Source organism: Tenacibaculum sp. M341 (assembly GCF_004337695.1).
Lineage (GTDB): Bacteria > Bacteroidota > Bacteroidia > Flavobacteriales > Flavobacteriaceae > Polaribacter.
The window spans coordinates 12,499-38,274 of sequence record NZ_SJXJ01000021.1; the positions used below are offsets into that span (position 1 = coordinate 12,499).

Consider the following 25,776-nt stretch of genomic DNA (forward strand, 5'->3'; position numbering starts at 1 on the left):
TTTTTAAAATTTAGCGAACGTTCGCTTGTAGAGTTCAGAAATAATTTCTAATATTGTAGTGTAATTATTTAATAAAGAAGAAAAATGGAGACAAAAGCAATTCTAAATGAGGTTCAGTGTAAAGGATTCGAAGAGCAAAAATATGCGTCGATTTTAACACCAGAAGCAAAAACTTTTTTAGTCGAATTACACAATAAGTTTAATTCAAAACGATTAGAGTTGTTAAAAGAAAGGGTCAAGACGCAGGCATATTTTGATGCTGGTAATTATCCTTCTTTTCCAGAAGAAACTGCTTCGGTTAGAAATTCTGAATGGGTATGTAAACCATTACCAAAAGATTTATTAGATAGAAGGGTAGAGATTACAGGACCAGTTGACAGGAAAATGGTAATTAATGCTTTAAACTCGGGGGCAAAGACGTTTATGGCAGATTTTGAAGACAGTAGTTCGCCAACACTTGAAAATATGTTAAGCGGTCAAATTAATTTATTAAATGCAAATACGAAAACGATTTCGTTCTATAATGAGTTAAAAGATAAGACCTATTCTTTAAATGAAGAAACAGCAGTTTTATTAGTAAGACCTAGAGGTTTACATTTAGATGAAAGACATTTAGAGGTAAACGGAGAAGCAATGTCAGGGTCGTTAGTAGATTTTGGTTTGTATTTCTTCCACAATATTAAAGTATTGTTAGCACAGGGTACAGCAACCTATTTTTATTTACCAAAATTAGAGCATTATTTAGAAGCTCGTTGGTGGAATGAAGTATTTGTGTTTGCTCAAGATTATTTAAGCATTCCACAAGATACTATTAAAGCTACTGTATTAGTAGAAACAATTACAGCAAGTTTTCAATTAGATGAAATTATCTATGAATTGAAAGATCATATGGCTGGTTTAAACTGTGGTCGTTGGGATTATATTTTCTCATACATCAAAAAGTTTAGAAATCACGAAGGATTTTTAGTACCAAATAGAGATCAGGTAACCATGAGTTCTCCATTTATGAGTGCATATTCACAAAGAGTGGTTCAACGTTGTCATAAAAGAGGAGTGCATGCAATGGGAGGAATGGCAGCACAAATTCCAGTAAAAAATGACGAAAAAGCTAATGAAGCAGCTTACAATAAAGTTTTAAAAGATAAGCAGCAAGAGGTTAAAAATGGTCATGATGGAACTTGGGTAGCGCATCCAGCTTTAGTAAAGGTAGCGATGGATGTATTTAATGAAAACATGCCTACAGCAAATCAAATTGAAAATAAGCGTGAAGATTTAAATATTACCGAGGAACAGTTAGTTGAGTTGCCATTAGGAACAGTGACTGAAAGTGGAATTCGTAAAAACATTAATGTAGGTATTCTATACATAGAAAGTTGGTTATCTGGAAATGGAGCGGCTGCTTTATACAATTTAATGGAAGATGCTGCTACTGCAGAAATTTCAAGAACTCAAGTATGGCAGTGGTTACACAAAAAAGTTCAGTTAGAAGACGGAAGAACATTTGATAAGTCAATTTACGATACACTTAAGTCAGAAGAAATTAAAGCAATTTCTGATATGATAGGCGAAGAGGCATTTAATAAAGGTTGTTTTGAATTAGCTATTCAATTATTTGACGAGTTAGTATTATCGGAAGACTTCGTTGAGTTTTTAACCTTACCAGCATATCAATACATATAAAATTTAAAAGTCATTATGAAAGAGGGATAACGAAAGTTCAACTAAACGATTAATTGGTTTCTTTTTAAAACTCTTTCAAAAGACAAAATAATCATAAATCAAGAGAGATCATCTCAATAAAATAAAAAAGCCCCAAAAATGCGGCAACATTTAAAGGGCAAAGTCATTAATAAAAATAACTTTTTCAAAGAAAAGCAAAATTATGAATAATTCAGCACAAAACAGCTATAGTTCAGCATTAGAAACAGTAAGAAATTTGAAGGCGAAATACGGTAGTACATGGAATTCTATTAGTCCTGAAAGTGCCGCTAGAATGGCAACGCAAAATAGGTTTAAAACTGGATTAGATATAGCAAAGTATACAGCAGCTATCATGAGAAAAGATATGGCTGAGTATGATGCAGATACTGCAAATTACACACAATCTTTAGGATGTTGGCATGGATTTGTAGCACAACAAAAAATGATTTCTGTAAAGAAACATAATAAGACTACAAGTAAAAGATATTTATATTTATCAGGATGGATGGTTGCTGCATTACGTTCGGAATTCGGACCATTACCAGATCAATCAATGCACGAAAAAACAGCAGTACCAAGTTTAATTGCTGAAATATATGACTTCTTACGTCAGGCAGATGCCATTGAATTAAATGATTTATTCAGAAGATTAGAGAACGGAGAGGACGTACAAGATCAAATAGATAATTTTGAAACACATGTAGTGCCAATTATTGCAGATATCGATGCAGGTTTTGGTAATGAAGAAGCTACGTATTTATTAGCGAAAAAGATGATTCAAGCAGGTGCTTGTGCTATTCAAATTGAAAATCAGGTATCTGATGCAAAGCAATGTGGACATCAAGATGGAAAAGTAACAGTGCCACACGAAGATTTCATCGCTAAGTTAAATGCAGTTCGTTATGCGTTCTTAGAGTTAGGAGTAGAAGAAGGAGTAATTGTTGCAAGAACAGATTCTGAAGGAGCAGGATTAACTCAAAAATTACCGGTAAGCCAAGAGCCAGGAGATTTAGCATCTCAATATTTAGATTTCGTTGAGTGTGAAGAGGTTTCTATTGACGAGGTTTCTAATAACGAAGTTTTATTCAAGAGAGATGGAAAATTAGTACGCCCTGTTAGATTACCAAACGGATTATACAAGTTTAGAGATGGTACTAATATTGATAGAGTAGTATTAGACTGTGTTACTAGTTTACAAAATGGAGCAGATTTATTATGGATTGAAACGCCAACTCCACACGTAGGTCAGATTGCCGCTATGGTAAACAGAGTAAAAGAAGTTGTACCAAATGCAAAATTAGTTTATAACAACTCGCCATCATTTAATTGGACATTAAATTTCCGTACACAAGTATATGACGCAATGTTAGCAGCTGGGGAAGATGTTTCTGCATATGATAAGGCTAATTTAATGGATGTACAGTACGATGGTACTGAGTTAAGTAATCGTGCAGATGAGAAAATTAGAACTTTCCAAGTAGACGGTTCAAGAGAAGCAGGAATTTTCCACCACTTAATTACATTACCAACATATCATACAACTGCATTACATATGAATGATTTAACTGAAGGATACTTTGGTGAAGAAGGGATGTTAGCATATGTAAGAGGTGTACAAAGACAAGAAATTCGTAAAGGAGTATCTTGTGTGAGGCACCAAAGAATGGCAGGATCTGATTTAGGAGATGATCACAAAACATTCTTCTCAGGTGATAATGCTTTAAAAGCAGGAGGATCTAAAAATACATCAAATCAGTTTGAAGCTTCTAGTAAAGAGGTAGAAACGGTTTAAGTATCATAATATACTAGAGCCGAAAGGCTTTAGTCGTTGTTTGTTTACACACATTTTCTAGTTTGAAGTAAAAAGACTATCTAATTTTTAGATAGTCTTTTTTGTTTTTGATATGATTCTAAAAGGTATGTGTAGTGCATGATTTAATAATAAAAGATTGCTTACATTAGTACTCTGTACAAGTAGTACATTTACCATAGGTAATTTTACAGAGTTTTTATATTTATTTCTGTAAATAACTGCTTGTTATCGCTATAATTATGAAAAAATGAAAAATATCCCAAACAAACTTAAAACAGTAATCCCAATTCAAGAAATTACAAGTATTGAAAATTGGTGGAATAAGCTAAGTAGAGAAAATCAAACAGAGTTAGAGGTCTTGTATAACGAAGAGTCAGAGATTCAAAATCAAATGGTTGAACTTGAGTTTTGTGGCGAGTATGTTGAGCGAGAAATAACAGAAAGCGAAGATGCTTTTTGGATACATCAATTTTATGAATATCTTGTAAATCATGAATTGATAGTTGATGAATCGCCAAGATATTATGTGTGTTCTGCAAATAATGAAGCTGAACAAGCAATAAGAAAGGGCGTAATAAGAAAAGATTTTGTATGTCCAGAATCGAATAAAAATTGCCTTATGAGAAAAATTATAGATTTTAAAAAAGGAGAAAAATCACTTAAGCTTTTTGTCAGATTTAAATTAGTGGAATGAGAATATCCTGTAAGGTATTTTTATTTACAATAAAATTATTGTGAGAAATGGCAATACCCAAAAAAGGAGCAAGAAAATAATAGTAAATAATCATAATTTTAAATGGTTAATAAGAAAGAAAGCAAACTATAAAGGGTGATTATGGAGATGGCAAATTACATGTTGCAGTTGAATTAGAAGAAAATCCAGGAACTAGTTTGTTTGTTCTTACTAATCTAAAACATCCTGAAGATATATGTACAGAAATAATAAAACCTGTCCTACCTTTAGATGTTGCTAATTGGATTCAACAAGCTTTTGTATTAGGATGGGATCCTTCAGAAAATGGAAAACCACCTCAAATTGTAATTGTGAATGAGAAAATGGAATTAAAATAAAGTACATTTACAATACACAAAATCTTATTATCAACCAAGATGAAAACAACGATCGAAACTTATATTGTAGATTCTTTTACAAATGAATCATTTAAAGGAAATCCAGCAGGAGTATGTATTCTTGAAGAAGTGCTTTCAGAAGATCAAATGCAATTAATAGCTAAAGAATTAGGGCTTTCAGAAACAGCATTTGTAAAAAAGATAGATGAGGAATTAGATACTTATTCAATTCGGTTCTTTTCGCCTAAAATGGAAATACCATTATGTGGTCATGCTACCTTGGCTTCTTCAAAAGTAATTTTAGAAAAGAATCCGAAGCTAAAGTTTTTACAGTTTTTAAATATCAATGAGTTAATTCTTAAAATAGAAAAGAATGAATCTTCGATAAAGATGAATTTTCCTGTTTATAATACGGAGCCTCAAAATGTACCTAAAGAATTACTAAATGCGCTTGGTATTGAAACTATCAACAATTCAGTATTTAATAAAGAGACTAATATATTGCTGTTAGAAATTGAAGATAGTACTGTTTTAAAAGAATTAACGCCGAATTTTGAGCGTTTAAAAGCTTCACACAATAATATAGATGGAGTTTTAGTAACAGCATTATCGAATCAAGATGATTTTGATTTTGAATCAAGATATTTTTGGCCATGGAGTGGTACAAATGAAGATCCTGTAACTGGGGCAACACATACCTTTTTAACAAAGTATTGGGGTAAAAAACTTCATAAAAAAACAATGAGATCATTTCAATGTTCAGAAAGGACTGGTTTTATGACTGTAGCTTTGTTAAATGAGAATAATATGACAATAGAAAGTGAAGCTCAAATTGTTTTTAAAGGAGAGTTAATGGTTTAAAACAAATGTTTGTATGAGAGTTTTATATAAAAACAAAAAGAAGGTTTTAGAAGTTAGGGATGTTTTGAAATCGATGTTTATTAATGTGCCAGTTTCAGCTGTTTTAATATCTCTGTTTTACAGTTTACTAACTTGGTCTAAGCCTGAGTTTTCAGATATAATGAGATATATTCTATATCTTGAAGTAGGTACTATAATAATTATCTTTTTTAGTGTAAATAAAAAGCGTTTGAAACGTATTTGTATTGATCATGATAATCAGAAATTATTAATATCTCAGTTTAATTTTTTAAAGTTTTCGAAAGAATTAGAATTTGATCTTAATTCTTTAAAATTATCTGAAATAAAGCATATGCCAATATCATCATTTGCGATTTATAATTTTTTTCTAATAGAAAATAGTCAGATTCAGGTAAAGATAAAAACAAGTGATTTAGAGTTTTATGAATTTGATCAGATTTATGAGGAATTAAAAAAAGTTAATAGAAACTAAAATAACAGCTATCTGATTTTTAGAGTTTATGGAATTGATAATTATACCTTTTTTATTTGGTGCTTTTATTTTAGGAGTCTTTTCAATTGTAAAAATAATAAGAGAACTGAAAAGTAAAAAAATTGAAGTAAAAGAAATCTTATTAGGGGGATTAACTTCAATCGCAATTTTTGGTGCAATTTGTTTAAGTTATTTATGTCAAGAGAAGGTATGGGTACTAAGCCATGGTTTTATAGTACCAATATTTATGTTTTACTTACCCTTTATGTTGTATCTAATAGCAACTGTAATCAAGAAGAATAGTTTTAACTATATATCAAAAATAATGATGATAAGTGTAGGAATCTCTTTGGTCTTGTTAATAATATTTAATGATTATTATATTAATTTGATAGATTATTTAGGTGTTAGCAAATATTACTAGAGTATTTTTCTTCAAAAAATATAATCTTTAAAAGGCTGATAATTCAGTAGTTTTTTTAGTGAGAATAATGACAGAAAGTGAAGCTCAAATTGTTTTTAAAGGTGAGCTAATGGTTTAAAACAAATGTTTGTATGAGAATAAGAAAAGGTATTTTGATTCTTTTATCACTTCAAGTAATGACTTATTTCTTGATAGGTGATTTTATGTTGGAGAATGAAGTGTTGAATAATTTTCAAGAGTTCAGCAAAAGAAGGTTAAATAATAAATACAATGTAGAAAAGGATAGTATATATGAAGAGTTTCTTTTTTCTTCATGTGGTGATGAGTTTTTTAGAGATAAAAGAAAATTAGAAGATGAAATCTATAAATCTAATCCTAGTAGGTATTATTCTAGTGATGAAATAAGGTCCTTGGAATTAATTGATTTAGAGTTTGCATATGAAAAATTTAAACCTATTCTAGTATCACATTCTCAATATTACCAAAATATTATAGAAATGTTTAGAAGTAATATTCATATAGAAGGAGAAAAAAATGTTATTCATTTTGGAGCTTGTAGAATAAAAAATATTCCTTTTGTTTATTCAAAAATAGAGCTTAAAGAAAGTTTTTCAACTCATCTTGATTTTCATTCAATGTATCATAATAATCAGATGCATGAATATGAGGTGGATTATATTTGGATATTATTTAAATGGTTTAGAGTTAGTAAAAAAAAGACAAGGTAGTCTAAAGGTTTGTTATGAATAAAAAAGGAAAAATAAAAATAGAGTTTGGACGTCCTTCGCATGGATGGTTATCTATTTTTTTCAATTACAATGATTATAATTTAGAGTTACAGGTTTCTAACATTCCTGTTGATCCAATGAAGCAGCTTTGTGATGCTTTAATTCAGCTTAGTAAAGGAATAAAAGAACCAAATGAAATTGTTTGGCATTTAGAACCTTATTACTATTATCTAAAACTAATGATAGTAGACAATAGTTACAAAGCAATAATTTTAGAATCTGAAAGATTCTATGGGACTTCTAAAATAGTAAAAGAAATTTCAGGAAGTTTTGAAGAGGTAATTCTTCCATTTTATAGAAGTTTGAAAAAATTTTATTCAAAAATATATGATGTAGTTCATTGGGGAAATGTAGAAATTAAAAGGATTGAAGAATTAACAATCTTGATTAAGGAGAAAAAATATAATCTTTAAAAAGCTGAGAACTCAGTTGTTCTTTTTAGTGAGAATATCCTTAAATTTAGCAAAACTTTGCAGCATTATTTAAAGTGCAGTTTTTGTTATTGCTGTGATAGTATTCAACCAAACATAAAATGAAAAAATATATACTACTATTCATTATTGTGCTAGTAAAACTAACTACTAATGCGCAAGAAAATTTCTGTGTTAATAAAGCAATTAAACATACTATTCATTCTAAAAATTTAAAAGAAAACAGAGAGTATTGGGTTAGTTTACCACTTCAGTATTCAGATTCTTTAAAGTATCCGGTTATTTACGTGTTTGATGCAGAATGGAGGTTTGATTTAATAAGAAATATGACTTTTGATTTAGGAGCAAATAAAAAAATACAGTACTCAATTATTATCGGAATTCCGCATGTTGATTGGGAGAAAAAAAGAGGACAAGATTTAACGTTCAGTCAGTCGAGAATTGAATACGATGGAGATAAAGTAGACGAAACTTGGTATAATGATTCAAACTCGGGAAAGGGAACGAGTTTTTATAATTATTTATTGAAAGAATTAATTCCAGATGTAAATAAAAAATACTCAACTAACAATCATGAAACTCTTGTAGGGCATTCGTATGGAGGGTATTTTGGAGGTTATATTTTATCGCTAGAGCATCCTTTTGAAGTCATTCATATTTACGATCCTTCTATTTGGTTTAGTAATGGAGAAGTTATAGCCAATTTCAAAAAAGTAAATTACAAAAGGAAAACAAAAATTCATTTAACGTATCAACCGAAGCCAGCTTTTCACAAAAGAAAAATAGAAGAATTTATAAGAGAGCTTGAGAATAATAAGCATATAGAATTAACTAAAGAATTGTATGAAAATGATACTCATAATTCATTGTTTTTAGATAGTTTTTACAAAGGAATTCTGTTAACAAATGAGTAATCAATATTTTTCACACATAATTTTTAAGACAGAAAACTTTTCTTAGAATGAACTTAAATTTATTGGTAATTAGAACTAATGATATAGAAAAATTAAAAAGTCAATACGAGTTATTAGGTTTTACATTCGATTATCACCGTCATGGAAACGGTCCTTATCATTATGCAGCTGAACATAGCGGATTTGTTTTTGAAATTTATCCATTAACTAAATCAATGACAAAAGCAGATAATTCTTTAAGATTAGGTTTTGGTATTGAAAATTTAAAGGATAGTATAAAAATATTAAAACAAGGTGGTTGGGAAATTATTTCAGAACCCACTAAAACTGAATGGGGAATAATTTCAGTAGTTCAAGATTTGGATGGTAGAAAAGTTGAATTAAAAAATATAACTAGATAATAGTTTTCTCTACTTTTTTAAATTAACTTTCAAATGGATAATTTAAAAAACGAAGAAAATGAAAATCAAAGATTTTGCAGTAGAAAGATACTTTGCTAAATATGAATTTTCAGCAAAATATTTAATGTCAAGTTCATGCAATATGTGTTAGACTTAGCTTCTGATGAAGAGAGAGCATCGTGGGAACATTTAAAATTAGGATACACAGAAACAAGAGGAAGTGAGCCATTAAGAGAAGCAATTCAGCAACATTATCAAACAATTAATTTAGATGAAATTATTGTTTCTTCACCTGGTGAAGCAAATTTTATTTTAATGAATGTTTTGCTGAGTAAAGGTGATGAGGTTATTTGTATGGCACCTATGTATCAATCTTTATATCAAGTAGCAAAAGATTTAGACTGTTCATTGTCTTTTTGGAAACCAGAAGAGGAATCAGGTAACTGGACGTATCAACCGTCAGATTTAAAAAAGTTAATAACAGATAAAACCAAATTAATAGTAGTTAATTTCCCTCATAATCCAACAGGGTTTTGCCCAAATATTGATGATTACATGGAAATCATATCTATTGCTAGAGCACATGGTATCACAATATTTTCTGATGAAATGTATCGTTTTTTATCTCACGGTAATAAAGAAACATTACCTTCTATGTGCGATGTATATGAAAACAGTGTTAGTTTATGGGGTGCAGCAAAAACATTTGGTTTAGCAGGTTTACGCTTAGGTTGGTTAACATCAAAAAACAAATCATTACTTCAAAAAGTAGAAAATTTCAAAGATTATTTATCGATTTGTAATAGTGCAACTAGTGAAATTTTAGCGACCATCGGTTTAAATAATATGGAACATTTTGTTCAGCCAAACTTGAAAAAAATAACAAGTAATATAAATTTGTTTTCAGAATTTCATGAGAAGCACCAGTCATTTTTTGATTTTAGCAAACCTAGCTATGGATCAACGGCTTTTATAAAGTTGCATATACCTGAAACAACTTACGAATTTGCAGAGAAATTGGTGAAAGAAACAGGAATTATGCTATTACCAGCAGAAACATTTGAGTACGGAACTTCACACGCAAGAATAGGTTTTGGAAGGGAGAACTTTCCAGAGGTTTTAAGAATATTTGAGGATTATTTAGTTAAAAATTACAAATATTAATAAGTTTTAATCATACATTTTAAGAGTAAATGCCACGGCTAAAAATATTTTACTAAATTGTAGATATATTAACATAAAATAAATTAAAATGATTAGAGCTATTGTTGCTATTTTAGGAGGGGTAATTGCGGCTTCTTCACTGATAGTCGCTAAAAAACCAAATGCAAAAGATTTAATAGATAAATTAGTACCTTTTCAAGGTTTAATAGGTGTATTATTAACTATTTGGGGTGTTTTAGGAGTACTTTCTATTTTTAAACACGGTTCGATAATAGCGCTTTTAGTTGCTGGTTTAGAATTGGTAGTTGGTTTTTTACTGGCATATAGTTTAATTTCTAAATACATTTTAGAGAATAATGACGAAGCAAAAGAAAAAGGTCAAGCATTAAGGGCAAAATTAGTACAATACCAAGTTCCGGCAGGTGTTGCTTTAGCTATATTAGGAGTGTTATCAATTATTTTTTAATTTTATTGACGTTTACTTAATTAAAGTATAAAATCAAAGGTTTTTCCAATATTGGGAAAACCTTTTTTAGTATTCGTATTTTGGATGAATTTCAACGATAATGTATTAAAAAGGAACTAAAAAATACTTTTAGTATTGGATTTAAAAAGTTCTTTATATTTTGGTTCTAAAATCAAATTGAAAATTGAAGATAAACATCATACATACTATTCAAAAGTACCCCAAAAAGAGTATAGTCTTTATTATAGTTTGTATTTCATATTACTTTTCGTTACCAAAACAAATTTTTAAAGCACCAACATCTACAGTAATAACAGATAAATCTGGAGAACTATTAGGAGCAACAATTGCTTCTGATGGTCAATGGCGTTTTCCTGAATTAGATTCGGTACCTCGCAAATTTAAAGAATGTATTATTCAGTTTGAAGATGCATATTTTTATAATCACTTCGGATTTAATCCAGCATCAATAGGAAAAGCGTTTTTAGAAAATAGAAAAGCAAAAAGAGTTGTGAGAGGTGGAAGTACATTAACGCAACAAGTAATTAGATTATCAAGAAAAAATCAGCAAAGATCTTATGTAGAGAAGTTAAAAGAACTCATTTTGGCTACACGATTGGAGTTTAGATATTCAAAAGAAAAAATTTTAAAATTGTACGCCTCTCATGCACCATATGGAGGAAACGTTGTTGGACTAGAAATGGCATCATGGCGTTATTTTCGTTTACAACCACATCAATTATCTTGGGCAGAAAGTGCAACTTTAGCGGTTTTACCTAATGCACCATCATTAATTTATCCAGGAAAAAATCAACAAAAATTAAAGAATAAAAGAGATAGACTTTTGCAAAAACTATATCAAAAAAATATAATTGATAGTTTAACATATGTATTGGCTACAGAAGAAGAATTACCACAAAAACCACATCATTTACCAACTGTGGCACCGCATTTTGTTCAGAAATTAACGAAAAAACATAAAGGAGAACGTTTGGAGAGTTCTATAGATATTCATTTGCAAGAGAAAGTTAATTATTTAGCAAAAAGACATTATGAGAAGTTAAAGCAAAATGAAGTATACAATTTAGCGGTTTTAGTATTAGATGTAGAAACAAGAAAAGTATTAGCATACGTAGGGAATTCACCAACCGATAAGAAACATCAGAAAGATGTAGATAATGTAATATCAGCAAGAAGCACAGGTAGCACGTTAAAACCTTTTTTGTTTGCTTATGCTTTACAATCTGGTGATTTATTGCCTACTCAATTACTAAAAGATACACCAGTGGAAATAGCAGGTTATACGCCTAAAAACTTTAATTTATCGTATGATGGTGCTGTTCATGCTAACGAAGCTTTAACAAGGTCATTGAATATTCCAGCTGTAAGAATGTTACGCTCTTATGGATTACAAAAATTTAGAGAAGATTTGAAATCTTATAATATCAACGGAATTGATAAGTCAGCTGATTATTATGGTTTATCGCTTATTTTGGGTGGTGCAGAGGCTAATTTATGGGATTTGTGTAAAATTTTTGCAGGTTATGCAGGGACTGTAAATCATTATGAAGATTTAAAGCATAAATATTACAGTGATGAATTTCAATCACCATTATACTTAAAAAATCAACAAATAAACTTTGGAACCGTTACTGAACAAACAAAATATGTAGATGCTGGATCTACGTATTTAACATTAAATACCTTAACAGAGGTAAACAGACCAACGTCAGATCAGGCTTGGAAATATTACGATTCTTCTCAAAAAATAGCTTGGAAAACAGGTACTAGTTTTGGAAACAAAGATGCTTGGGCAATAGGAACTACGTCAAAATATGTAGTAGGAGTGTGGTGCGGAAATTCTGATGGTGAAGGTAGGCCAGATTTAACAGGAGTAGGTAGTGCATCTCCCTTAATGTTTGGTGTGTTTGATGTATTGCCAAAATCAGATTGGTTTTTAGAGCCTTATGAAGATTTAATAGAGGAAGAGGTGTGTGTGCAAACAGGATATTTGGCTTTGCCAATTTGTACCTCAGAGAAAAGAAGGATTCAAAAAAATGGAATTAGAGCTAAATCGTGTCCATATCATAAAGAAATACAGTTAGATAAAACGGAAAGTGTTCGAGTGAATTCTAATTGTGAGTCGGTTCAAAATATGATTACTAAAACATGGTTTATATTGCCTCCAGTAATGGGATATTATTACAAGCAGAAAAATCCGAATTACCAAAAGCTTCCCGATTTTAAAGCAGGATGCACAACGTTAGATACAAACACGATTGATTTTGTGTTTCCTACGAAGTTTAGATCTATTATTTCTTTAACCAAAGGAACTAATGGAGAAGAAAACCCTGTGATTTTAAAACTAACACATACCAATCCGAACGCCACTGTATATTGGTATTTAGACGATGTTTTTATTACTGAAACCAATGATTATCATGAGATTCCTTTAAAACCTTCTATTGGAGAACATGTGATTACTGTAATTGACGGTTTAGGTAACGAGAAAAAATGTGTAATAGAGGTAGAGTAAATTCTTTAGTTTTTTTTATCCTCATCAGGAGTATAAAAAGCGCTTTCTCTTTCTTCCATGAACTTCGGATCTTTACTAAAGTTTCCTTTTCTCCAGTTTTCAATGATTTTTTTTGTAGAAATAGAAAATGATTGAGAAGTTATCATTTGAGATGGATATTTATTCCAAGGACTTCCATAAGTAGCTTGTTTTAATATTACCTTAATTGAGTCTCCATAAATTTCTTTAAATAGTTTAGGAAATTTCTCACTATGTAGTGGTAAAGGATCATTAGTGTACGGATTAAACAATAAAGGAGAGTAATTTTTATTTGTGATGGTTTCATTTATCTCCATTTTTTCGAGATAAATTCCAGTACTACAATCAAAACCACCAAAAGGGATAGGAGTTTCAATGCCATTTTTATATACAATAAAATGTTCTCTTATTCTAGAAAAAGGAGTGCCCCAGCTCATATAGTACATATTTTCTCCAGAGATGTTTTTTAAACTTATAGAAATGTAGTTTAAAGTTTCTAATCCTTTAACATCCCATTTCATAGGTCTTTGTTCTGATTTCTTAACATCGCTCCAAACTGTAGTGCTATCATAAACATGTAAAAATTGATATAAAGAAAAGTGATCTGATTTACGTAAAAATCGATCAGCTATATATAAATCAAAATGCTTCTTATTACTAACATTACTTTCATATTTATTAAAATCTTGAATCAGGTAAATAGTAAAAATTATCGTTAGCGAAAGAATAACAAAGAAGATTCGTTTTATAGTTTTCATAGCTTAGTTTTATTTGAGGTAAATTAAATTTGGTGATGCTTGTAAATGCATCAAAAATTATACCGAAAAACTAAAATATTAACGTAGATTTTTTTTCTTCAATAAAATAAAAGGAGTAAAAATCAAACTAATCATAATAGCAGAAATAATAGTTACAATAACGTTTCCATATTCTGCTAATTTCAGTCCATAAGCAAATCTGAACATTACAATACTTATCGTAATTATTAAAATATAAAACCAATATTTAAGAATAATAGGTTGTTTTTCAGTTTTATGAAGGGGTAGTTTATAAACTGCAAAAAAGATAATTACTGCACCAATAAGCGTAGATAAATGCTGTAATATTTTAAAAACAGGAATTTGTTTACCTAAAAGAGAAATATCACTTTTTAACAGCGGAACTAACGCAACAAAAAATCCATCGTAATGTGTAAAAGCATCCCAAAATAAGTGAGAAAAAGCACCAACGATTATTGAAGAGATCACAACAAACCAATTTTGTTTAAAATAGTTGTTCTAATTAAATTTTTTAAAAACAATGAATCGTTCTTTGAAAAATAAAGGAAGATTATCAAATAAAGTATTTCTTACAATATTGTGGAAAATAAAAGTGAGTACAATACCTACGGGCAAACAAAAGAGGAAGAGACCGTATAAGGTATGTCCAATTTCTCCTTTAATTTCCATTCTTAAAAAATATTCAAAATCGGGAGTTAAGCTGCCAATAACCAAGCCAGTCAAAGAAAACCATTGTTTGTGTATACGTTGTAATGGTAAAATGATAGCAGGATGTGAAAATGTAAAAGGCATTAAAATTATTTTATAATATTTCTACATATACACATTTTAAATATGCTCCTTCTTTAAAACTTATAGGGTGATCTATATCATGTAGTGTTTTTTGTTTAACAGTATATTTTACTCTACTGCGTTGTAATACTTCTTCAACAGCATCAAAAAATACTTCAGAAGTAATTCTAGAACTACAAGAAGCTAATACTAATGTTCCTTTTCTTCGAACTAATTTTAACCCTAATTTGGTTAGTTTTTTATAGCTAGCCAAAGCTCGGTCAATTTCAGCAGCACTTTTGGCGAAAGAAGGCGGATCAATAACTACAATATCGTATGTTACTTTTTGATTAGCTAATTTTTGTAGTTCTTCAAAAGCGTCACCAGCAATTGTTTTATGAATTCCTGTGAAATCGTTTAGTTTAGCATTGTTTTTAGCAATTTCTAAAGCAGGTTTGCTAATGTCTAAACTAGTAACTTCTTTAGCGCCGCCAGTTAAAGCATGAACAGAAAAGCCTCCGGCGTAAGAAAATACATCTAAAACGGTTTTATTTTTAGACATTTCACCAACTTTTTTTCTATTGGCTCTATGATCTAAAAAGTATCCTGTTTTATGACCATGTATGACATTTGCTGAAAAATGAACACCATGTTCTTTAAAAATAATAACCTCGTTTTCTAAAGTTCCATCTAACACTTGACCATCTTTAAAACCATATTCATTCTGCTCTTTTTGAACATTTCTGCTTAAACGTAATACCGTTGTTTTAGCATTGCTAATCTCGATAAGTTTAGGAAGCATTTCATTTAAATAAGCAAACCAGAAAGAAGCATAAAGTTTTACAACTAAAACTTCTTTATACACATCGGCAACTAAAGAAGGTAAGCCATCATTTTCACCATAAATTAAACGATAACTATTGGTGTCTGTTTTTAATAAAGGAATTCTTTTTTGATAGGCGTTTTCTATTTTTTTGTCAAACCAATCAGCATTAATAGTAGCAGGTTTATTTGCTTGTAAAATTTTAATACGAATAGGAGAGTGCGGATCATAAAATCCACAAGCCAAAAATTTATTGTTTTTTGTATCGAAAATAACAGCTAAATCGCCAGATTTACCTTCTTTATTCTGCTTTATAATACTATTTTCAAAAACCCAAGGATGCCCTTTTTTAATTAACGTTTCGGCATTAGGTTTTACCTTAATGGCTATTTTTGATGTACTTATGTTAGGTAATGTTATCAAATGATGCTGATTATATGTGAATTACTAAAAAACGATGTAAAAATACTATTTCAAAAAACAATAACAATTATAAATTTTATCGTTTTAAAATAGCATTAATAATAAAATTTTATAGTACTGTAAAAAAACTTACTTTTACAGAAATAGTCAATTGGAATATGTTAGAATTAGCAGGAATCATTATTTTAGGAATTTTAGCACAATGGTTTGCTTGGAAGTTTAAAATTCCAGCAATCTTACCATTAATTTTAATAGGATTGTTAGTAGGTCCTATAGCTGCAGAATATTTTAGTGAAAATGGAAGTAAATGGATTGAACCAATTTGGAATGGAAAAAAAGGTTTATTTCCAGGAGAAGGATTATTTTATTTTGTATCGTTAGCAATAAGTATTATACTTTTTGAAGGCGGATTAACTTTACGAAAAAGTGAAATTAAAAATGTAGGACCAGTAATTACTAAACTGATTACATTAGGTTCTGTAGTTACCTTTTTTCTTTCAGGAATTATAGCACATTATTTATTAGGATTAAGTTGGGAAATTTCTTTACTATTTTCTGGGTTAATTATAGTAACAGGTCCAACAGTGATATCTCCAATTTTAAGGAACATTCCTTTAAAGAAAGATGTGGCGGCTGTATTAAAATGGGAAGGTATTTTAATTGATCCAATAGGAGCTTTAGTAGCAGTATTGGTTTTTGAATTTATAAGTGTAGGTAGCGAAGGTTTTACACAAACTGCTCTGTTAGAGTTTGGAAAAATTTTATTGTTTGGTACTACTTTCGGATTCACATTTGCCAAGGCATTGATCGCTATAATTAATAAAAAGTTTGTACCTCATTATTTATTAAATGTGGTTTCATTATCTGCAGTGTTATTAGTATTTGTATTGTCAGATTTATTGGCACACGAATCAGGATTATTATCTGTTGTAGTAATGGGAATGGTGATAGCGAACAGTAAGCTTAAAAGCTTTGAAGAGTTGTTGTATTTTAAAGAATCGTTATCAGTTTTATTAATATCAATTCTTTTCATTCTACTTTCAGCTAATATGAACATTAAAGACTTACTACTTGTTTTTAATTGGAAAGCTATTTTATTATTTGCATTAATAGTGTTTGTTGTACGTCCGTTGGGTGTATTTTTAAGCACTCATAATTCAACGTTAAAATTAAACGAAAAATTATTTATTAGTTGGGTAGGTCCAAGAGGTATTGTAGCTGCTGGTATTGCATCATTATTTGGATCAAAATTAATGAAACAAGGAGTAGCTGGTGCTGAATATATTACACCGTTGGTTTTTATGATTGTTTTAGGAACAGTTTTGTTAAATGCTACCACGGCTAGGTTATTTGCAAAAATGGTTGGTGTATTCTTAAAAAAGTCAGAAGCAGTTGTGTTTGTAGGAGCATCACAATCAGCAAGGGTAATAGCTTCTTATTTAATGAAGTATAACAAGCGAGTGATTTTATTAGATAGTAATAAAGATTATGTAAAAGCTAGTAAAGATTTAGGTATAGAGGCTTTTAATATTGATATTTATAATGAAAGTTTAGATGAAAATATTGAATTAAACGATGCAGGGTATTTAATTGCAATGACAGGTAGTGATACAGTAAATAAATATGCTTTAGATCGTTTTTCAAGTGTTTTAGGAGAACTGGGAGCTTATAGATTGGCATCTTCGGAAGAAGTTTGTTCAGATCAGCTAGAAAATTCTGATGTACTATTTACTGCAAAAGACGATTTTATTAATTTAACAGAGGCGGTAAGAGATTTTCCTCAAGTAAATGAAATTGCAGTAAAATCTCCTGAAGATTTCAAAGAACAGATAGAAGTGATTTACAATCATGAAAAATCTGTACCTGTGTTTTTAAAATCTAAAGGAGAGTTTAAAATTTTAGCAGAAGTTGATGAAAACCAAATAAAACCTGAAGATATTATTATATATGTAGGAGAGGAGTTATTTACAACTTCTTAATAATTTCTAGTTTATATCTGTATTATTTAAGTTTTTTGATTTGTAAACTTTAGTGTTAGAAAACTCTTCTATGGCTATTTTATAAATACCCGTAGAAGGCGATTTTGTATAGTTTTCATCAATATATCCAGCTATAATGTAAAGATTGTTTTCGTGGCAATGCATTTTGGCATTCTTAACGTTTAAATTGATTTTATATGATGCTAAGCTATTTTCATTAGTATCATACACTACGATTTCTTGATTGTCAAAAATGTATATTTTATTGTTATGAGAGGTTAAACCAGGTTTTTTTATCCCTTCAAATAAATTACCTTCTTTTTTCCATTTGCCAGTTACAAGATTATAAGATTCAATGTCATCTAAAGCTTTACCATTAAATCCGCCAATTAAATAGATTTTATTGTTTACTAAAACCCCTTGTGTTTCTTTAGCTGATAACATATTTGTTAAATCATACCAATATCCTGTATTTGTGTCGTAAATATGTGCTTTATTAGTATATACTTTTTTATTCCCTTTGTGTACTTTAATATTTGCTCTCATTACAGTAATCTCCTTTTCTTTAATAGAACCGCCCATTGTAATAATATAGTTTTCGTGAGCAAAAGAAGCGAAGTTTATAGCTTGGTGAGGATTTGTATGATCTATTTTTACTGTATTTAGATTTAAATCAAGAATTTCAATCTTATTATCTAAATATTCCAGAGTTTTCTTTTTAGACAACATTTTACCACCTAAAATGTATAGTTGATTTTTAATGGCAACTATATTATTATTGGTACGAGCTCTAAATTTTAAATCAGAGGTATAGCAAGAATCTTTTAAAATGTCATAAAGCTGTAGGTCCTCATTATATCCTTTGTAAGAAATACTTGGTCTTCTCAAGTCACGCAAAAGTCTACCAATATCATTAGGAGAAGAATTTTCACTTAATGTTCTTAAAGCTATTTTACCTACATCTTCTGAATATGATAGATTACCGCCAACTAAATATATTTTATCACCAACTAAAGCAGTTCCAACATTGTAAACCCCTTTATTTAAGTTTGATAATTTTTTATAGTCAATTCTAGTTTTAAGTTTTTTTTCAGAAGAAACGATAACTTCATCTAAGTTTTCTATTTTTTTGATAAGGTTTATTGTAAAGTTCAGTTTCTGTAATTCACTTAAAGTAATTTTTTGAGTGTCGTAACCGATTAGAGAAAATCGAATCACATCATTTTTTCTAATCTTAGAAATTGTATTTAAGATATAAACACCTTTATTGTTAGAAACAGATCCAGTATTTTCTTTTTCAAAAAAAACAGTTACATTTTCTAAAGGTTTTTTAGATTCGGAATCTATTATGGTTCCTTTAATACTTTGTGCGGTTATTGTTAATGCAAAAAGCGACAGAATAAACGTTAATTTCATAGTCTAATTATAGTTGAGTTGATGTAAAGCTTTGTATTGAGTTTAGTTTTTTAAAAGTTAGAAATTATTCTTTTTACGTTTTGAACTTTGGTATTTGAAAATTCATCTAAATTAATAGTATATACATCTGCAGATGGAGATTTAGTATAGTAATCTTCAATATATCCACCAACAATGTATAGTTTGTTTTGATAATAGTGCATTTGAGCATTCTCTATGTTCAAACTAACTTTATATTCCTTTAAAATGTTTTCATTAATATCATAAACTAATATTTTACCATTGTTAAAAATATAAATGGAGTTGTTGAATGAAGTCACAGCAGGTTTTTCCATTCCTTCAAATAAATTACCTTCTTTCTTCCATTTGCCAGTTGTAAGATTGTAAGATTCAATGTCATCTAAAGTTTTACCATTAAATCCGCCAATTAAATAAATTTTATTGTTAACTAAAACTCCTTGCGTTTCTTTAGCTGATATCATATTTGTTAAATCATACCAATATCCATTCTTTGTGTCGTAAATATGAGCTTTATCAGTATATTCCTTTTCTTTAATAGAACCGCCCATTGTAATGATATAGTTTTCGTGAGCAAAAGAAGCGAAATTTACAGCTTGATGAGGATTTGTATGATCTATTTTTATTGTATTTTGATTTAAATCAAGAATTTCTATCTTATTATCTAAATATTCCAGAGTTTTCTTTTTAGATAGCATTTTACCTCCTAAAATGTATAGTTGATTTTTAAAGGCAATTATGTTATTGTTGGTACGAGCTCTAAACGGTAATTCAGAAATGTATGAACTATCATTTTTTATGTCGTAAATTTGTAGCTTATCATAAAAATTATTGTAAACAAAGCTTCCTTTTCTTAATTCTCTTATTAATCTTTTAAGGCTAGGTCTAGGATCATTGCCAAATTCATACAAAGCTCTTTTTTTAGCATCTTCTGAATGTGAATTATTTCCAGCAACTAAATATATTTTATCACCAACTAAAGCAGTTCCAACATTGTAAACACCTTTGTTTAGGTTTGACAATTTTTTGTATTCAATTCTAGTTTTGAGTATTTTTTCAGAAGAAACGATAACTTCATCTAAGTTTTCTATTTTTCTAATAAGGTTTACAGTAAAGTTCAGTTTTTTTAATTCCTTAAAAGTAAGTTTTTGAGTGTCGTAACCGATTAGAGAAAATCGAATCACATCATTTTTTCTAATCTTAGAAATTGTATTTAAAATATAAACACCTTTATTGTTTGAAACAGATCCAGTATTTTCTTTTTCAAAAAAAACAGTTACATTTTCTAAAGGTTTTTTAGATTCTGCATCTATTATAGTTCCTTTAATGCTTTGTGCAGTGATAGATAAAACAAAAAATGATAGAATAAAAGATAATTTCATAGTTGCGTTAGATTTGGTTGATTATAAAACTTTTTCTAACTTGAAACTATCAAAAATTGTGCCTATATGCGTAAATGAAAGGTTATTTTTAAATTAAATATAATAAGAAATAAATGGGCTTAAATGTCTAATCCAAAAGTGTTTTTTAACTTCTCTAAAAGAGGGTTTTTCTCTTTTAGTTTCTCGTATTTTTCTTGTGGTGTATATGCAAATTTCTTTTCAACAACTTCGTTTACTTCTATAGTAATTTGAATACCGTAATTATTTAACCTTTCCCTAATAAAACGCAATATTTTTGGTTTACCACGTTCTAATTGATTTTTCATCAAATTATTTGGAAGAGTTACAACTACAGCATAATTCTCTTTTAAAACAGGTTGTCCAGCAATTAATATAGACCCCATGTTTTTTTCTCCCAATTCTTGTAGTTTGAAGTAATACTTTTTCCAAGTTTCCTGTAATTGTTCTTGGTTAAAAGGAGTACGAGGATGGTTATCATAATTTTCTTCTTCTTGTGTTACAACCTTTGTTTCTCTTTTTTGTTGTAAACTCTTTAAAGATAAAGCAGAAGGTCTACGTTTGATGTTTTTTATAGAAGGTGTAACTGGTTCTTGCGGAATAGTTTGTTCACTAGTAGCGGCTTGTACCTGTTGTTTTTTTTGTTGTGCAACTTGCTGAATAGAATTTTCAATCTTTTTAGCTGTTGGAGCTAAAGAGGTAAAAAATGTTGCTGGAATTATGTAGTTGCTACCTTTTTTTTTTTCTCCATCAAAAGTGATAGAGGCAATTTGCATTAAACAAAGTTCAACGAGTAAACGTTGATTTTTGCTAGATTTATATTTTAAATCGCAATCGTTAGCTTTGTCTATAGAAGGTAGCAGAAACTGCATGCTAGCTTTTTGAGCTTGCTCTAGATAACGTTTTTTAACAGTATCACCAACCTCTAAAAGAGCAATTGTAGCAGTATCTTTAGCTACTAATAAATCTCTAAAATGAGAAGCTAGTCCACTTATAAAGTGTTGTCCTTCAAAACCTTTAGATAACACTGTGTTAAAAGCCATTAATACTTCAGGAATTTTGTTTTCTAACAATAAATCCGTCATATTAAAATATACTTCGTAATCTAAAACATTAAGGTTTTGAGTAACAGCTTCTCTAGTTAAATTATTACCTGAAAAACTAACAACTCTATCAAAAATAGATAAAGCGTCACGCATGGCACCATCAGCTTTTTGAGCAATAATATGCAAAGCATCGTCATCAGCAGTAATATTTTCTCGCTCACATATTACCTTTAAATAATTTTTAGCATCTAAAACACCAATTCGTTTAAAATCAAAGATTTGACAACGAGAAAGTATCGTTGGAATAATTTTGTGTTTTTCAGTAGTTGCTAAAATAAAAATAGCATGTGCAGGAGGTTCTTCTAAAGTCTTTAAAAAAGCATTAAAAGCAGCCTGAGAAAGCATGTGAACCTCATCAATAATATATACTTTATATTTTCCTGTTTGAGGAGGAATACGAACCTGATCTGTTAAGCTACGAATATCGTCAACTGAGTTATTAGAAGCCGCATCTAATTCAAAAATATTAAATGCAAAATCTTCATCAGTATTATCGCTATCAGAGCTTTCTTGATTGATTCTTTTAGCAAGTATACGTGCACAAGATGTTTTACCAACACCTCTAGGACCAGTAAAAAGTAACGCTTGCGCTAAATGGTTGTTTTTTATAGCATTTTCTAACGTGTTGGTAATGGCTTGTTGCCCAACAACATCCTCAAAATTTTGAGGGCGATATTTACGTGCAGATACTATAAAATGTTCCATTAATAACTATTTACTGACGCAAAAGTAACAAACCCATTTAGTACATACAAACAAAGTTGTAAACAATAAAAAATCCCGATGCTAGTAACAACATCGAGATTTTATCAACACAAAAGACAAGAATAAATTAGTTTAAAAATTGTTCTATAATTTTATTTACTTCTTTTTTAGAGGTATCCGCTTTTAAGGCGAATAAATGAGAGTACATTTTTTTGTTGTTTACTTTTTCTTTTAAAACAATATCTTTTTTCTCACTGAAAGTTTTGCTCCATTTTTTACGAACTTTTTTCCAAAGTCCTTTGTTATCTTTCCACCATCCTTGAGCAGCTTTACATTTGTTGTCTGCTACTTTGGTATAAACGTTATATCCTTTTTCTTGAGCAAGTAAAAAGTCATCTTTATTATCTTCTCTAATTACTTTATCATTATCTTGGTTGTGTATCCAACCATCTTTAGTTATTTCATGTCTATTTCTTCTATGCATCACATTGTAATCAGATCTTTTTGTTATTTCTCGTCTTGCTAATGGAGCATCAGTAGCATTTTCCCAAAAACTTTTTCCATCCACATGAACCCATGTAGCTGATCCTTCGTAACGTGGGCTATCATCTACTTGATATACTTTTTGAGTCCATTGACCTTTTACTTGGTCTTTTGGAAACTCATTGTATTTCCAAGTAGTTCCTTTATCAAACATAAAAAAGTCTTGGTTTTCATATAACCAGTCCTGTCTCCAATGCTTTACAATATGTGGTTGATTTGGAGGTCCAACAATTAATAAATGTTGTAACTGTATTTCGTTATTACCATCTGTTACAACCTCAACCCATTCTAAGGCTTTGTCATGCTTCACTTTTGAAGGTTTGTAATCTTCTTTGTCAGAATAGTTAAATGTTTCAGTAAAGTTAAAGGCTACCTTATAACAACCACTCATAGATTTTATAGCTTCAATATCTTTTTGCTTTTTACTCATTTGTGCATTTAAGCCACTAACTACTGCGAGTAATGCAATAAAAGTTTTCTTCATTTTTAATTGATTATGTATTTCTGGGAACAAAAATATAAAATTTATTTAGATTGAATTAAAATAAAATATATATTTGCTGAAAATTATTAAGAATGTTTCTAAATAAGAGTTTAATTATAATTGTTTTACTATCTCTTTTAAATTTTTTTGCTGAGGGGCAAGTAAAAGAGCAAGATTCAATCAAAATGAATAAGCTAGATGAAGTAATTGTTGTTGGAGAAAGCAACTTAATGTCGTTGAGCAAAAAATTATTTAATGTAGGTGTCATCAATAAAAAAGATATAGCCAAGGTAGCGGGTAATAATTTGGCAGATATTTTAACTCAAAATTTAAATCTTACTATTATACCAGATGCAAGTACCGGAAGATCTACTGTAAGTTTATTTGGTTTAGATGGGCAGTATACAAAGATATTGATCGATGGAATTCCAATGGTAAGTGATAATGGAGTAGGAAACAATATTGATATCACTCAGATAAATTTAGAAGATGTTGAGCGTGTTGAAATAGTAGAAGGTTCTATGGGAGTTTTGTACGGAGATAATGCAGTAGCTGGCGTTATTAATGTGGTTACCAAAAGAGGTTTGAAAAATCATAAATGGCAAATTCAACTCTCTACGCAAGAGGAAACAGTGGGGGTAGAGTACAATTTTAATGATAGAGGTAGACATATACAGAATTTCAAGTTGTCAAATCAAATCAATAAAAAAGTAAGTTACTCTGTTGGTTTTTCGCGTAACAACTTTGAAGGTTTTTACAATACTTTTAGAGGTAGAGATTATGTAAATATTCAAGATAATATAGTTGTAAACGATCAGTTAAGAGGAACCGAATGGAATCCAAAGGAGCAACTAACTTTTTCTGCAAATGTAGATTTTAAATTAGGTAGGCATAAATTCTTCTATAAATTTCAAAATTTTAATGAGTTAGTAAATGTATATGATCGTTTTGTAACTGGAAGGTTAGATGCTGGTACAGGACAGTTGATACCAACAGCTACAGATGAGAATTTTAAAACAGACAGATATGTAAATAACCTGACAGTTTCAGGACCATTAAAAGGAAAAACAAAGTACAACCTATTTTTTTCACAACAGAATCAGAAGAGATATTACGAAGAGTATGTGTATAATATTTTTCAAAGAGGTGTGGAGTCATATATTACAGACGCTTTAAGTCAATCAAGTGATTTTTGGTACACCAAAGGTTTTGTAAGTAATATAACACCAAATTCAGACTTTTTTAATTTGCAATTAGGGTACGAATTTCTATGGCAAACAGGTTTTGATGCTATTGCTACTGGTAATTATTCGACACAAGTTGTAGAAAATAGTTTAAGTAATTACGATTTTTTTGCGGTTACAGATTTTGATATTTCTGAAAAATTATCATTTCATCCAGGAGCCAGAGTTACTAATAATTCTCAGTTTGGTAATCAGTTTATTTGGCAATTTACTTCTAACTATAAAATTACTGAAGATATAACAGCTAAAGGAGTTTTTGGTTCAGCATTTAGAGCACCAAACTTTGAAGAACTATTCTTCTATTTTGTAGATGCTAATCATAATGTAAGAGGAAACCCAAATTTACAACCAGAAGACGGTATTTCTATTTTTTTAGATGTAAATAAGGATTCTAAATTATCAGAAAAAACAAGGTTAAAAACAATTTTCAAAGGTTTCTATTTTGATATTGAAGATGAAATTGCAAGTATTATTACTGAAGATGAAGATGGCAGAACGCTTTTTACTACAGATAATGTAGATAATACAAAAACTGCTGGTGTAAGTTTACAAAACACGATTAACAGTGATCGTTGGAATTTTGGCATTGGAGCTACTTACATAGGTAAGGCAACATCAATTAGTTCAATAGATGATTTTGATCCAGAATATTTATGGAGATTAGATGTTCAAACAAATGTAGACTATATAATTCCTAAAATAAAAACCACTTTAACGGGTCAGTTAAAATACACAGGAAAAAGACAAACACTTTTACTTAATAACGGAGATATACAATTAGGTCAAACTGATGGTTTCAGTTGGTTTGATGCTTCTATAAAAACAGATATTATTAACAATTTAGTATTTACCCTAGGTGCACGAAATATTTTTGATGTAGTTACTGTAAATGCTTCTGATGTTCCATCCGAAGGACACGATGCTTCTGTCGTTGCAAGTAGGTTATTCGGTAATGGAAGGTCGTATTTTTTTAAACTATTATATAACATAAATTTTAACTAATA

22 protein-coding genes and 1 pseudogene are annotated in these 25,776 nt (G+C 29.7%); 16 read left to right on the forward strand and 7 right to left on the reverse strand.

Going from position 1 to position 25,776, the window contains the following annotated elements; translation table 11 throughout:
• The first annotated feature begins 84 nt into the window (after positions 1 to 84).
• The 14 genes from aceB (at position 85) to pbpC (ending at position 13,063) form a co-directional block, all read left to right on the forward strand.
• Complete coding sequence (gene aceB, locus EYW44_RS18140) at positions 85 to 1,680, forward strand: malate synthase A (RefSeq protein ID WP_132725983.1); 1,596 nt, start codon at positions 85 to 87, stop codon at positions 1,678 to 1,680.
• 202 nt (positions 1,681 to 1,882) lie between these two features.
• The gene (locus EYW44_RS18145; RefSeq protein WP_132725986.1) at positions 1,883 to 3,493 is read left to right on the forward strand and encodes an isocitrate lyase; all 1,611 of its coding nucleotides are present in this window, start codon (positions 1,883 to 1,885) and stop codon (positions 3,491 to 3,493) included.
• A 268-nt stretch (positions 3,494 to 3,761) separates the two neighbouring features.
• Positions 3,762 to 4,208 carry a hypothetical protein gene (locus EYW44_RS18150; RefSeq protein WP_132725988.1) on the forward strand — a complete coding sequence of 149 codons (447 nt, stop codon included), beginning with the start codon at positions 3,762 to 3,764 and terminating at the stop codon, positions 4,206 to 4,208.
• A gap of 197 nt (positions 4,209 to 4,405) precedes the next feature.
• Positions 4,406 to 4,585 carry a hypothetical protein gene (locus EYW44_RS18155; RefSeq protein ID WP_132725991.1) on the forward strand — a complete coding sequence of 60 codons (180 nt, stop codon included), beginning with the start codon at positions 4,406 to 4,408 and terminating at the stop codon, positions 4,583 to 4,585.
• Between the two features lie 39 nt (positions 4,586 to 4,624).
• Positions 4,625 to 5,446, forward strand: coding sequence for a PhzF family phenazine biosynthesis protein (locus tag EYW44_RS18160; RefSeq protein WP_243643696.1), 822 nt, complete (start codon positions 4,625 to 4,627; stop codon positions 5,444 to 5,446).
• A 13-nt stretch (positions 5,447 to 5,459) separates the two neighbouring features.
• Entirely contained in the window at positions 5,460 to 5,939 is a 480-nt protein-coding gene (locus tag EYW44_RS18165) for a hypothetical protein (RefSeq protein ID WP_132725994.1), read from the forward strand.
• Between the two features lie 28 nt (positions 5,940 to 5,967).
• Complete coding sequence (locus EYW44_RS22505; RefSeq protein WP_132725997.1) at positions 5,968 to 6,363, forward strand: hypothetical protein; 396 nt, start codon at positions 5,968 to 5,970, stop codon at positions 6,361 to 6,363.
• 131 nt (positions 6,364 to 6,494) lie between these two features.
• Positions 6,495 to 7,091, forward strand: coding sequence for a hypothetical protein (locus EYW44_RS18175; protein ID WP_132726000.1), 597 nt, complete (start codon positions 6,495 to 6,497; stop codon positions 7,089 to 7,091).
• Positions 7,092 to 7,105: 14 nt separating this feature from the next.
• The gene (locus tag EYW44_RS18180) at positions 7,106 to 7,564 is read left to right on the forward strand and encodes a hypothetical protein (protein ID WP_132726003.1); all 459 of its coding nucleotides are present in this window, start codon (positions 7,106 to 7,108) and stop codon (positions 7,562 to 7,564) included.
• Positions 7,565 to 7,683: 119 nt separating this feature from the next.
• A complete protein-coding gene (locus EYW44_RS18185) occupies positions 7,684 to 8,496 on the forward strand; it encodes an alpha/beta hydrolase (protein WP_132726006.1) in 813 nt (270 codons plus the stop codon).
• Between the two features lie 47 nt (positions 8,497 to 8,543).
• Positions 8,544 to 8,897, forward strand: coding sequence for a VOC family protein (locus EYW44_RS18190; protein WP_132726009.1), 354 nt, complete (start codon positions 8,544 to 8,546; stop codon positions 8,895 to 8,897).
• Positions 8,898 to 9,032: 135 nt separating this feature from the next.
• Entirely contained in the window at positions 9,033 to 10,061 is a 1,029-nt protein-coding gene (locus EYW44_RS18195) for an aminotransferase class I/II-fold pyridoxal phosphate-dependent enzyme (protein ID WP_132726012.1), read from the forward strand.
• Between the two features lie 88 nt (positions 10,062 to 10,149).
• A complete protein-coding gene (locus EYW44_RS18200) occupies positions 10,150 to 10,527 on the forward strand; it encodes a hypothetical protein (RefSeq protein WP_132726015.1) in 378 nt (125 codons plus the stop codon).
• Positions 10,528 to 10,711: 184 nt separating this feature from the next.
• Positions 10,712 to 13,063, forward strand: a complete 2,352-nt coding sequence (pbpC, locus tag EYW44_RS18205; RefSeq protein ID WP_132726018.1) for a penicillin-binding protein 1C — start codon at positions 10,712 to 10,714, stop codon at positions 13,061 to 13,063.
• Positions 13,064 to 13,068: 5 nt separating this feature from the next.
• On the opposite strand, the gene EYW44_RS18210 is transcribed toward pbpC, so the two are convergent.
• The 3 genes and pseudogenes from EYW44_RS18210 to EYW44_RS18220 all read right to left on the reverse strand — a co-directional run bounded on the left by EYW44_RS18210 (position 13,069) and on the right by EYW44_RS18220 (position 15,877).
• Complete coding sequence (locus tag EYW44_RS18210) at positions 13,069 to 13,839, reverse strand: hypothetical protein (RefSeq protein ID WP_132726021.1); 771 nt, start codon at positions 13,837 to 13,839, stop codon at positions 13,069 to 13,071.
• A gap of 78 nt (positions 13,840 to 13,917) precedes the next feature.
• Positions 13,918 to 14,652: pseudogene (locus tag EYW44_RS18215) on the reverse strand (DUF4184 family protein).
• A 10-nt stretch (positions 14,653 to 14,662) separates the two neighbouring features.
• A complete protein-coding gene (locus EYW44_RS18220) occupies positions 14,663 to 15,877 on the reverse strand; it encodes a class I SAM-dependent rRNA methyltransferase (RefSeq protein WP_132726024.1) in 1,215 nt (404 codons plus the stop codon).
• Between the two features lie 158 nt (positions 15,878 to 16,035).
• Between EYW44_RS18220 and EYW44_RS18225 the strand changes: the two genes are divergently transcribed.
• On the forward strand, positions 16,036 to 17,856 hold the full coding sequence (locus EYW44_RS18225) for a cation:proton antiporter (protein ID WP_132726027.1): 1,821 nt from the start codon (positions 16,036 to 16,038) through the stop codon (positions 17,854 to 17,856).
• Positions 17,857 to 17,862: 6 nt separating this feature from the next.
• On the opposite strand, the gene EYW44_RS18230 is transcribed toward EYW44_RS18225, so the two are convergent.
• From EYW44_RS18230 to EYW44_RS18245, 4 genes are all read right to left on the reverse strand, one after another.
• Positions 17,863 to 19,272, reverse strand: coding sequence for a carboxypeptidase-like regulatory domain-containing protein (locus EYW44_RS18230; protein WP_132726030.1), 1,410 nt, complete (start codon positions 19,270 to 19,272; stop codon positions 17,863 to 17,865).
• A gap of 50 nt (positions 19,273 to 19,322) precedes the next feature.
• Positions 19,323 to 20,672, reverse strand: coding sequence for a Kelch repeat-containing protein (locus EYW44_RS18235; protein WP_132726033.1), 1,350 nt, complete (start codon positions 20,670 to 20,672; stop codon positions 19,323 to 19,325).
• Positions 20,673 to 20,791: 119 nt separating this feature from the next.
• Positions 20,792 to 22,501 carry a DNA polymerase III subunit gamma/tau gene (dnaX, locus tag EYW44_RS18240; RefSeq protein ID WP_132726036.1) on the reverse strand — a complete coding sequence of 570 codons (1,710 nt, stop codon included), beginning with the start codon at positions 22,499 to 22,501 and terminating at the stop codon, positions 20,792 to 20,794.
• 127 nt (positions 22,502 to 22,628) lie between these two features.
• Positions 22,629 to 23,528, reverse strand: coding sequence for a DUF6607 family protein (locus tag EYW44_RS18245; RefSeq protein ID WP_132726039.1), 900 nt, complete (start codon positions 23,526 to 23,528; stop codon positions 22,629 to 22,631).
• Positions 23,529 to 23,620: 92 nt separating this feature from the next.
• Here EYW44_RS18245 and EYW44_RS18250 point away from each other — a divergent pair, with 92 nt between their 5' ends.
• A complete protein-coding gene (locus EYW44_RS18250) occupies positions 23,621 to 25,774 on the forward strand; it encodes a TonB-dependent receptor plug domain-containing protein (RefSeq protein ID WP_132726042.1) in 2,154 nt (717 codons plus the stop codon).
• Positions 25,775 to 25,776 lie beyond the last annotated feature (2 nt).